Below are 10,674 nucleotides of genomic sequence, written 5' to 3' on the forward strand. Positions count from 1 at the left end.
GCGACCTGCTGGGCAATCCGTTGCTGGCGGCGGGGATGTGGTATTACCAGATGCTCGAGCGGTTGCGCTGATCCATTACCTGTAGGAGCTGCCGAAGGCTGCGAGCTTTTGATCATGCTTTTTAAAATCAAAATCAAAATCAAAAGATCGCAGCCTTCGGCAGCTCCTACAGGATCATTTGTTCGCTGCAGATCCCCAATGCCCCACCACAAAACTCAATCCGGCAACTGCTCCACCACAATCCCCAACCGCCGATAATCCTCGACATTCCCCGACCCCGGATGCCGCTCGGTAATCAACGTATGCAGGCGCGTACACGGCGCCACCACAAACGGCTCCACCGCGCCCAACTTGTCCGCCGTGGTCACGGCAATCACCCGCGTTGCACTGTCGAGCATCGCCTGTTTGATCGGCACCTCATCGAAATGCAGTGAGGTGATCCCCACCTCTGGATGAATCGCACACACCCCGGTAATTGCCAGATCAGCCTTGATTCCGGCCAGCAGTCGCAGCGCTTCCTGACCACTGGCCGACATCGAATGCGGATTCAATTCACCACCCGCCAGAATCACTTTCACGCCTTTGTATTCGGACAAGGCAATCGCCGTCAGCGGTGATGCGGTCACCGCAGTGATGCGGATATCGGCGGGTAATGCGCGCGCCACCTGCAACGTGGTCGAGCCGGAATCGAACAGCACAATCTGCCCGTCCTCGATGTGCTGCGCCGCCAATTGCGCCAGACGCACCTTGACCTCGTCGGTCTCATCCAGGCGGGTGAAGTAATCTTTGCCCGAATCCTTCGGTCGCGGCAGCGCCCCGCCATGCACGCGCTGCACCAGCCCGGCGCTGTCCAGCTCGGCGAGGTCGCGGCGGATGGTGTCTTCGGACACTGCGAAATGCTGGCTAAGCTCGGAGGCCATGACCTTGCCGTCACGCTCGAGAAGCAAAAGGATTTTCTGCCGGCGCAGGGACGGCAATTCGGCGATGGAGTGGTCGTGCATGGTTATGCCTGTTTGTGCTTGTAGTTGCAGGTTTCAGCGACACTAGCGAAAGTCTCGGGCAAATACAAACGCAGCGGCTATCAATGCTTTCGATCATTGGAATCAACACGGCGAATTTTTTCTTTGCGCTGCGCCTGTTCACAATGGCCCCACTCTCAAAAGCTCAGGATGAACAGCCCATGAATCTCAACTTCGCCTTCGCCTGCATGATTGTCGTGTCGTTCGCGATTGCCTTGGGCCACGCCTGACAGCGCGTCAAACCGAGCCCAGCACTTGCTCACGAAGCCGTTTATGCGCCGCAGCCGCCCTGGGGGAAAAGGCTGGGGTGAGGGGGATGGAGCTGACTGACACGCCGCAATCGCCAGGCAGCACTGGCTTGCCTCAGGTTTCCTGGCGCACCCGCCTGACCTGCACCAACAATGCCGGGGCAAAATGCAGCAGCACCATCCGGCTCAGGTGATGCGTCAGAATAAACACCACATTGAGCCCGCCGCCAAACGCGACAATCGCAATCGTCTCGATCGCGCCCGGCATGTAAGCCAGCCACAGCGACAGCGGATCACTGCCCAGCCAGCGCGCAGCCACCTCGGCAAACGCCGCTGCGACGACGATCATCAAACCCACAGAGACCAAAGCGGTGCGCCCATGTCGCGCCAGTTCTGCGATGCCCAGTCCCTGAAAACGTGAGCCGATGCGCACGCCGAGGATCAGTGCGGCCAGGTTCAGGCTCCACTCCGGCATGTGAAAGCCGTGCAGCCATCCCGACTTCACAAATACAGCGGTTATGAGAATCGCGGTAAGCATGAATGGCGCCGGGACGCCGACCAGCAACAGCAAGCGGCCGAGCAATACGCTCAGCGCGATGACAGAGAACGCGGTCAGCGCCATGCCTGTGGTCAACGGATCGCTGGCGACTTCAGCCACCGCCGCTTGCCCGGGAATGAGCAAACTCACCAGCACGGTGATCAACAGCAGCCGCATCAGATGCACGATGATGACTTTGCTCGAAGCCTTTTCCGATTCAAGCAAATCGAACACTGCGGCCAATGCGCCGGGATACACCGCCAACAGTGCGTCGGTGCGGTTCCAGCCGGCACCGCGTGTCAGCCACCAGCCAGCAAGGGCGATTTGTACGGTCAGGCAGATCAGCAACACGCCAAGGCTGGGCAACATCGTAGTGGCCGTTTCGCTGTCCCACGCTTCGAACATCAGCCCAGTGGCAATGCCCAGCGTGACCTGGATGTAGCCCAAGCCATAAGGAGTTGCCGGGGCGATGCCGGTTTTGCTGGCAAACAACGCGGTAACGACAATCGAGCCCAGCAGCAAGCCGTGGGGTACGCCTTCAAACTGCAATAACGCGCCGAAACCGGCAGCAATGAACAAGCACACAATGGATTTCATAGTCCGCCTTCCTGGCTATTTTGTGACACACCACCATTCCCCTGTGGGAGCGAGCCTGCTCGCGAAAGCGTCCTGCCAGTCACAGATGAATAACTGATCTATCGCCTTCGCGAGCAGGCTCGCTCCCACAAGAATCCAATACGTCTTACATACGCAAGCGTGCGATCGCCCGTCGGTATTTTTCGATACGCTCAAGATCATCCCAACTCGGCGAGGCGATCCGCGAGATATCGCTGTTTTCCTCCAGGTCCGCCAGCTTCACTGCTCGCCCGATCGGGTTTTGCGCGGCGCGGTCGACAAAATCCTCGTAGGCCTCACCCGGCACTTTGGTCACCGCTGCAATCGCCGCCAGCACCTCTTCGCTGAAACCTTCCCCGCGCAAATCATCCAGGCTCACTCCACAATCCTCGACTACATCGTGCAGCACAGCGACGATGCGCTCCTCCAGCGTATGCATGCGCAACATGACTTTCAGCGGATGCAAAATGTACGGCGCCCCGCCCTTGTCCACTTGCCCACTGTGGGCGGTGGCGGCAATGGCGATGGCGCGTTCGAGGGTCTGGGCCATGGGAATCGAATCCTGCGCTGTATGTTTCTGATTGTTGCGCAGTGTACGCGAAGATCGCGCAGCGCAAACCGATTGAACCTTGCCCGCCCTCGCCGTCTCGAAACCAGACAAGCGCCAAATCACCGATCAGACGCGGCGCCATTGGAGAGGAATTGCCGATGAAAACCCGACTGCTGCTCCTGATCGCCACGTTCGCCATTATCCCCACCTGCGTCATGGCTGAAGGCTGCGACGTCCAGACCCGCTCCTCCAGCGCCGCAGTGCCTGCCGTTGAAACCCACAGCTGCTACGAATACGAAGGCATGCCCGTTGACTCCATCAACTGGTCATGCAGCAACGAAACCAAGGACACCCTCAATGCCACCAAGAAAAAAGTCGATCGCTGCGACGACCATTACCAGGCCACCTGCACCGCCCGTCTGACTCAGGAATCCCTGGCCAACCCCCACTCGACCAGCAAAGACAAAAGCGCCAAACCGCTGAACATGCCCGACAACGCCAAAGTCACCACGTATTACTACGACGGTGAGCATCTGGCTCAGGCGAAGATTGATTGTGAAAACAGCGGCGGGAACTGGAAGGCTAAATAGCTTCGGTCACCAGGGATTGCCTGATAGAAAGCCCGGCTTGACGCCGGGCTTGCTGCATCTGCAAACAGCCTCAACCTTCACCAGCACCGCTGCTGGTGCCGCTGTCGTTCGACTGCTTCGAACCGCTGGGCTTGGAACCCGCAGGTGTCGAGCCGTCATTGTTGGTGGTGTTGCCCTGAGTGCCTTTGGGCACGGTGGCACCGTTGGAATGAATATCTTCCGGCGCACTTGGGTTGGTTTGGCTATTGCCGTCGTTGGCGGTGGGTGCCGGGGTGTCGCTGGCGGCTGTTGCGTAGAGCGACGTGGCGGATAACAGGGTGGCCAGGGACAGTGCTGCGAGCTTGACTGGGCGCATTTTGGCGGTTCCTTTGCGGGGGTAAGGTATGCATTGGAATCAGGCGCGCGGCGAAAATGCAGAGGGGCTGACGAATGGCAAAAATAAACAAACCCGGCACCTCGGAAGAGACATCGGGTCATCGACAAAAAAATTTCTGGCAGGCAGAGAAAAGCCCGGCTCGAAAGACCGGGCTTTCCAGTACGACGTAGCCATCAACCACCACCGCTACCCCCACTGCTGCTCCCGGATGGTTGACCCGCAGGGCTGGGTTTGGAGGCGGAAGGCACCGGTCCATTGTCGGTCTTGCCACCATCACCACCCGGGGGCAGCGAATCGGCATCCGGGTCGGCATTGGTGGCTGGCGACGCCGGTTCACGAGTCTGGCTGGTGCCGTCGCTCGCCTTCGGGGTCGACGTTTCGCCTGCCGCGAGCACATACGGCGCACTGCCGAAGAGCAGCGCCGCGACGGTTAACACCGCGATTTTATGGTTCAGCATGGTGGCTCTTCCTTTGCGTGGTGAGTTACAGCATTGGAAGAAGCTGTGCGGCGAACGTGCGATGCGTCGGACGAGTGGTTATCAGCCGAAGACCCCGCGAATTGTCGACATCCGAATACTTCGCAGGAAAACACCCAAACGGCCCACGGTTTCCTGGAGAACCAACCTCGATAAAGCTATGCGAAACGCATGCTCCTCAAAAATTCGCCGGCGTATTCGCACTGATAATCTCAGCCTCATCCGCGCCAATATTCCGAAACTTATGCGGCAACGTCGTCGGAAAGTAATACCCGTCCCCCGCACTCAGCACACTCACCTGCCCGTCCACGGTCAATTCCACCGTGCCACGCGTGACCAGCCCGCACTCTTCACCTTCGGCATGCACGATCGGCTCTTCGCCGGAGCTGGCGCCGGGGGCGTATTGTTCGCGGAGCAGGCGCATCTGGCGGCTGGGCACCGAGGCGCCGATGAGCAGCAGGCGCAGGCCGTGGCGGCCGAGATCGGGTTGTTCGTTGGCGCGGAACACGTATTGGTGTTCGCGCGGGGGCTGGTCGAAGGTGAAGAAATCGGCCAGGGACATCGGTATGCCTTCGAGCAGCTTTTTCAGCGAGCTGACGGAGGGGCTGACGCGGTTCTGTTCGATCAGCGAGATGGTCGCGTTGGTCACGCCGCTACGCCGGGCGAGCTCGCGCTGGGAGAGTTTGTAGCTTTCGCGTACTAGTTTGAGTCGAGAACCCGTATCCATGACAGCCTTATGTGAGAGCGACTTAAGGGCGATGGGGGTGGGTGGCGGGTGCCGCGCAGGTCGCGCGGATCACGTTGCTCCCGTGTCCCGGAACCGTGAAAGGCGGCTATTAAATCACGTTTGCCGGTGTTGCTCAGCAGGTTCGATGGATGGTGAGACGAAACTCCCTCTTACCTTGGCAATACAGCCAATGTGGGAGCGAGCCTGCTCGCGAAAGCGGTGTGTCAGACAACGAAGATCTTGGCTGACATGGCCCATTCGCGAGCAAGCTCGCTCCCACATTTGGTTTTGAGCAGGTCAGCAAAAGCGAGTGTGGCTGGGCTGGCCTCTTCGCGAGCAGGCTCGCTCCCACAGGGAAAAACCGGCGGGGTCTTTCGGACCGTCGCCGGTGAGGTCAATCAAACGCCGAAGCGGTCGCGCAGGGAGTAGTAGACGGCGCCGAGGGCGGTAAGCGGTGCAGAGAAGGTGCGGCCGCCGAGCATTGGCATGTGCGGCAGCGCGGCGAAGGCGTTGAAGCGTTCGGCGTCGCCGCGGATCATTTCCGAGATCAGTTTGCCGGCCAGGTGCGAGCAGGTGACGCCGTGGCCGCTGTAGCCCTGCATGTAGTAGGCGTTCTTTTCAATACGGCCGAATTGCGGCATCCGCGACATGGTCAGCAGGAAGTTACCGGTCCAGCGGTAGTCGATCTTCACGTCCTTGAGCTGCGGAAAGGTCTTGAGGATCTTCGGCCGAATCAGTTGCTCGATATCGTCCGGCTCCCGCGCGCCGTAGACCACACCGCCGCCGTAAAGCAGGCGGTTGTCGGCAGTGAGGCGGTAGTAATCCAGCAGATAGTTGCAATCTTCCACGCAATAGTTGTTGGTGATCAGGCTGCGCGCCTGCTGCTCGGTCAACGGTTCGGTGACGACGATCTGCGAGCCGCACGGCATGCTTTTCGCGGTAACACGATTGTCTAGGCCTTGTGGCAGATAAGCGTTGCCGGCGATCAGCAGGTATTTGGCACGGACCAGACCTTTGGCGGTGCGCACGGTGATCGGCTCGCCGTAGGTGATTTCCACCGCCGCCGATTGCTCGTAGATCTTGCCGCCCAAACGCACGATGGCGGCGGCTTCGCCGAGGGCCAAGTTCAATGGATGAACGTGGCCGCCCTGCATGTCCAGCAAGCCGCCAACATAGGCGTCGGAACCCACTTCGCGACGAATGTCCGCGGCATCGAGCATCTTCAGATTGCGGTTGCCGTAGCGTTCCCAGTTGCGCTTCTGCTCAGCCAGTCCATTGAGTTGTTTCTTGTTCATCGCTGCGAAGATGCCGCCCGGGCGATAGTCGCACTTGATGTCGTAATCCTTGATGCGCGAACGAATGATATCGGCGCCTTCGAAGATCATGCTGCCGAGGATTTCTGCAGTCTTGTCGCCGTAGCGCTCTTCAATGACATCGACGTCGCGGCTGTAGGAGTTGACCAGTTGCCCGCCATTGCGACCGCTGGCGCCGTAGCCGACTTTCGCCGCTTCCAGCACGGTGACTTTGTAGCCGGCTTCGCTGAGGAACAGTGCCGAGGACAGACCGGTATAACCGGCGCCGATGATGCAGACATCGCAGTCCACTGCCTCTTCGAGAACCGGGAAGTCGATGACTTCGTTGCGGGTGGCGGCGTAGTAGCTGTTTACGTGTTGCTGTTTCATAGGTTTCTCCGAGGGCCGCCAACCAGGGGCGGCCGCCGCTGTAAAAGAATCAGAGCTTGATCCAGGTCGCTTTCAGTTCGGTGTACTTGTCGAACGCATGCAGCGATTTGTCGCGACCGTTGCCCGACTGCTTGAAGCCACCGAACGGCGCGGTCATGTCGCCGCCGTCGTACTGGTTGACCCAGACGCTGCCGGCGCGCAGGCCGCGGGCGAAGGTGTGCGCCTTGCTCAGGTTGCTGGTCCACACACCGGCGGCGAGGCCGAAGATGCTGTCGTTGGCGATCTGCAGGGCTTCTTCGGCAGTGTCGAAGGTGATCAGGGAAAGCACCGGGCCGAAGATTTCTTCCCGGGCGATGGTCATCGCATTGGTCACGCCGTCGAAAATCGCTGGCTGCACGTAGAGGCCGCCGGTTTCTTCAAGGGTACGCTGGCCGCCGGCAATCAGCTCGGCGCCCTGCTCGCGGCCGATGCTGATGTAGCGCAGCACGTTGTCCAGTTGACGCTGGTCGACCACGGCGCCGACGGTGGTCGCCGGATCCAGTGCATGCCCCGGTTTCCACGCTTGCAGCGCTTCCACCAGCAGCGGGATGAACTGCTCGCGAATCGAGCGCTCGACCAGCAGACGCGAGCCGGCCGTGCAGACTTCGCCCTGATTGAAGGCGATTGCACCGGCTGCTGCCTGGGCTGCCGCGCGCAGGTCCGGTGCGTCGGCAAATACCACGTTCGGGCTCTTGCCGCCGGCCTCGAGCCAGACGCGTTTCATGTTGCTTTGGCCGGCGTAAATCATCAGTTGCTTGGCGATCGCCGTGGAGCCGGTGAACGCCAGCACGTCGACATCCATGTGCAACGCCAGTGCCTTGCCGACGGTGTGACCGTAGCCCGGCAGCACGTTGAACACGCCCTTCGGAATACCCGCCTCCAGCGCCAGTTGCGCGATGCGGATGGCGGTCAGCGGTGATTTTTCCGAAGGCTTGAGGATGAACGAGTTTCCCGCCGCCAGCGCCGGGGCAAACTTCCAGCTGGCCATAATCAGCGGAAAATTCCACGGCACGATGGCGGCGACCACACCCGAGGGTTCGCGAGTGACGAGGCCGAGCTGATCGTGCGGGGTGGCGGCGACTTCGTCGTAGATCTTGTCGATGGCCTCGGCGCTCCAGCGGATCGCGTTGGCGGTCGCCGGGATGTCGATGCTCATCGAATCGCTGATCGGCTTGCCCATGTCGAGGGTTTCCAGCAGCGCCAGTTCTTCCTGGTGTTGCAGGATCAGATCGGCGAAGCGGATCAGCACGCGCTTGCGCTCGGCCGGAGCTTTTTGCGCCCAGATGCCGGAGTTGAACGATTGACGCGCGGCTTCGACGGCGAGGTTGGCGTCGGCTTCATCGGTGCTGGCGACGGCGGCAAGAAAGCGGCCATCGACCGGGCTCAGGCATTCGAAGGTGTCGCCGCTGATCGCTGGGCGGTATTCACCGTTGATGAAGGCGCGGGATTCGATGGACAGGGACTGGAAGCGTTGTTCCCAGTCGTTGCGGGTTGTGGTCATTGTTTTGAGCTCGACAAGGGGGAATTTGGGGGTTGGTCTGGTTGCTTTGTCTGGCCGGGAATCGCTGCCCTCACCCTAGCCCTCTCCCAGAGGGAGAGGGGTCCGATCGGGGGATGCCTGGTAACTGCGCCGACCTGAAAAATCTTTGCCGAATCCATCATCGACTGGATCGTTCAGGTCGCCGGATATCTCCAGACGACGCGGTCAGTCCCCTCTCCCTCCGGGAGAGGGTTAGGGTGAGGGGCTTTTGATCTTCAGACCGTATGCAGATACCAGTTGTACTCAAGGTCAGAGATCGAGTTCTCGAACTCGGCCAGCTCGCTTTCCTTGCACGCGACGAACACGTCGATGTACATCGGGTCGATGTAGCGCGCCATGACTTCGCTGTCGTCGAGCTCGCGCAGGGCGTCGCGCAGGTTGTTCGGCAGGCTCTGCTCGTTCTGCTCGTAGCTGTTGCCTTCGACCGGCGCGCCGGGCTCGATCTGGTTGGTCAGGCCGTGGTGAATGCCGGCCAGCACCGAAGCCATCAGCAGGTACGGGTTGGCATCGGCACCGGCGACACGGTGTTCGATGCGCACGGCATCCGCCGAACCGGTCGGCACGCGCACGGCCACGGTGCGGTTGTCGATGCCCCAGCTCGGCGAGTTCGGCACATAGAACTGTGCGCCGAAACGGCGGTACGAGTTGACGTTCGGGCAGAGGAAAGCCATCTGCGCCGGCAGGGTCTCGAGCACACCGCCGATCGCGTGACGCAGTGCGGCGTTCTGCTCGGGATCCTCGCTGGCGAAGATGTTGTTGCCTTCTTTGTCCAGAATCGAAATGTGCACGTGCAAACCGTTGCCGGCCTGACCCGGATACGGTTTGGCCATGAAAGTCGTGTCCATCTCGTGGTCGTAGGCGATGTTTTTCACCAGACGCTTGAGCAGCACCGCGTAATCACAGGCCTTGATCGGGTCGGAAACGTGATGCAGGTTGACTTCGAACTGCGCCGGGGCGCTTTCCTTGACGATGGCGTCAGCCGGGATGCCCTGCTCTTTCGCGCCTTCGAGGATGTCTTGCAGGCAATCGACGTATTCATCGAGGTCGTCGATCAGGTACACCTGAGTCGACACCGGACGCTTGCCGGACACCGGCGAGCGAGGCGACTGCGGACGGCCATTCACGTTGTCTTGATCGATCAGATAGAACTCGAGTTCGAACGCCGCGCATATGGTCAGGCCGAGGTCGTCGAATTTGCGCACAACGTTGGCCAGCACTTCACGCGGGTCGGCGAAGAACGGCTGGCCTTCGATCTCGTGCATGGTCATCAGCAGTTGAGCGGTCGGGCGTTTTTGCCACGGCTCGATGCTCAGGGTGCCGGGAATCGGGTAGCAGATGCGATCGGCATCGCCAATATCCAGGCCCAGGCCGGTGCTTTCCACCGTCGAGCCGTTGATGTCCAGCGCGAACAGCGACGCCGGCAGGTTGATGCCTTTTTCGTACACCTTATGAAGACTGGTGCGTTCGATGCGCTTGCCGCGCACCACACCGTTCATATCCGCAATCAGAAGGTCGACGTACAAAACCTCAGGATATTTCTTAAGGAATGCGTTGGCTTCGTTGAGTTGAACGGTACGCAGAGGGACCGACATGATGCACCTATTTAGCTGTTAATTATTATGTTCACAACTGTGTTGCGCAGCCAGTCAATCCGAAAGGCAAAGTGAAGTCAATAGCGAACACCCTGCCTTGCAGCCTTTATTTTTCGGGCTTTTCTTAACACTCTCGTGCCATATCCGCCGGCAAACCCCGGTAAACCTGAGCGATTTGATGAACGGCGTTTAGAATTTTTTACATGGCAGTTGTTAATTAAAATCAACGAGGCTAAGCTCCGGAAAAGCTCGTTCAAGTGACAGACTTCGAGGTGAATAAAAATGGCATTCAAGCCATTGATCGGCGTTACTGCGTGCGTCAAACAGATTGGCCTGCACCCCTATCACATCAGCGGCGACAAGTACGTCCGTGCTGTCAGCGTTGGCGCTGAAGGGTTGCCAGTGGTCATTCCTTCCCTCGGCAACCTGACTGAAATCGATGACCTGCTCGGTCAGCTCGACGGCCTGTTGCTCACCGGCTCACCTTCGAACGTGGAGCCCTTCCACTATCAAGGCCCGGCAAGCGCCCCCGGCACGGATCACGATCCGGCCCGTGACGCCACCACCCTTCCTTTATTGCGTGCAGCCATCGCGGCGGGCGTTCCGGTGCTCGGCATCTGCCGTGGTTTCCAGGAAATGAACGTGGCGTTCGGCGGCAGCCTGCATCAGAAGGTGCACGAGC

Annotated in this window: 13 protein-coding genes; 3 read left to right on the top strand and 10 right to left on the bottom strand. The window is 59.9% G+C overall.

Going from position 1 to position 10,674, the window contains the following annotated elements:
- A partial coding sequence (locus D6877_RS29610) for a hypothetical protein (protein WP_206662987.1) occupies positions 1-212 on the bottom strand: 212 nt, incomplete at its 3' end.
- A 3-nt stretch (positions 213-215) separates the two neighbouring features.
- Positions 216-1,001, bottom strand: a complete 786-nt coding sequence (locus D6877_RS12495) for a DeoR/GlpR family DNA-binding transcription regulator (protein ID WP_130910977.1) — start codon at positions 999-1,001, stop codon at positions 216-218.
- A gap of 83 nt (positions 1,002-1,084) precedes the next feature.
- Here D6877_RS12495 and D6877_RS29375 point away from each other — a divergent pair, with 83 nt between their 5' ends.
- Positions 1,085-1,249 carry a hypothetical protein gene (locus D6877_RS29375; RefSeq protein ID WP_163012744.1) on the top strand — a complete coding sequence of 55 codons (165 nt, stop codon included), beginning with the start codon at positions 1,085-1,087 and terminating at the stop codon, positions 1,247-1,249.
- 133 nt (positions 1,250-1,382) lie between these two features.
- On the opposite strand, the gene D6877_RS12500 is transcribed toward D6877_RS29375, so the two are convergent.
- Both D6877_RS12500 and D6877_RS12505 read right to left on the bottom strand, forming a co-directional pair.
- A complete protein-coding gene (locus tag D6877_RS12500; protein WP_130910978.1) occupies positions 1,383-2,402 on the bottom strand; it encodes an AbrB family transcriptional regulator in 1,020 nt (339 codons plus the stop codon).
- A 145-nt stretch (positions 2,403-2,547) separates the two neighbouring features.
- Positions 2,548-2,970, bottom strand: a complete 423-nt coding sequence (locus D6877_RS12505; RefSeq protein ID WP_130910979.1) for an HD domain-containing protein — start codon at positions 2,968-2,970, stop codon at positions 2,548-2,550.
- A gap of 158 nt (positions 2,971-3,128) precedes the next feature.
- On the opposite strand from D6877_RS12505, the gene D6877_RS12510 reads away from it, so the two are divergent.
- A complete protein-coding gene (locus D6877_RS12510) occupies positions 3,129-3,560 on the top strand; it encodes a hypothetical protein (RefSeq protein ID WP_130910980.1) in 432 nt (143 codons plus the stop codon).
- A gap of 70 nt (positions 3,561-3,630) precedes the next feature.
- On the opposite strand, the gene D6877_RS12515 is transcribed toward D6877_RS12510, so the two are convergent.
- From D6877_RS12515 to D6877_RS12540, 6 genes are all read right to left on the bottom strand, one after another.
- Positions 3,631-3,915, bottom strand: coding sequence for a hypothetical protein (locus D6877_RS12515; protein WP_130910981.1), 285 nt, complete (start codon positions 3,913-3,915; stop codon positions 3,631-3,633).
- Between the two features lie 194 nt (positions 3,916-4,109).
- Entirely contained in the window at positions 4,110-4,394 is a 285-nt protein-coding gene (locus D6877_RS12520) for a hypothetical protein (protein WP_130910982.1), read from the bottom strand.
- 196 nt (positions 4,395-4,590) lie between these two features.
- Positions 4,591-5,139 (bottom strand): cupin domain-containing protein, encoded by a 549-nt coding sequence (locus D6877_RS12525; protein WP_011333561.1) that lies wholly within the window; start codon positions 5,137-5,139, stop codon positions 4,591-4,593.
- A gap of 398 nt (positions 5,140-5,537) precedes the next feature.
- Positions 5,538-6,821, bottom strand: a complete 1,284-nt coding sequence (locus D6877_RS12530) for an FAD-binding oxidoreductase (RefSeq protein ID WP_130910983.1) — start codon at positions 6,819-6,821, stop codon at positions 5,538-5,540.
- A gap of 49 nt (positions 6,822-6,870) precedes the next feature.
- Positions 6,871-8,361, bottom strand: a complete 1,491-nt coding sequence (locus D6877_RS12535; RefSeq protein WP_130910984.1) for an aldehyde dehydrogenase — start codon at positions 8,359-8,361, stop codon at positions 6,871-6,873.
- Positions 8,362-8,615: 254 nt separating this feature from the next.
- Positions 8,616-9,992, bottom strand: coding sequence for a glutamine synthetase family protein (locus D6877_RS12540; protein ID WP_007918694.1), 1,377 nt, complete (start codon positions 9,990-9,992; stop codon positions 8,616-8,618).
- Between the two features lie 282 nt (positions 9,993-10,274).
- On the opposite strand from D6877_RS12540, the gene D6877_RS12545 reads away from it, so the two are divergent.
- On the top strand, positions 10,275-10,674 hold a 400-nt coding region (locus tag D6877_RS12545; protein ID WP_178083673.1), incomplete at its 3' end, for a gamma-glutamyl-gamma-aminobutyrate hydrolase family protein.

The sequence above is a fragment of the Pseudomonas sp. Sample_9 genome (assembly GCF_004307535.1).
In the GTDB taxonomy this organism is placed as follows: Bacteria; Pseudomonadota; Gammaproteobacteria; order Pseudomonadales; family Pseudomonadaceae; genus Aquipseudomonas; species Aquipseudomonas mercuritolerans.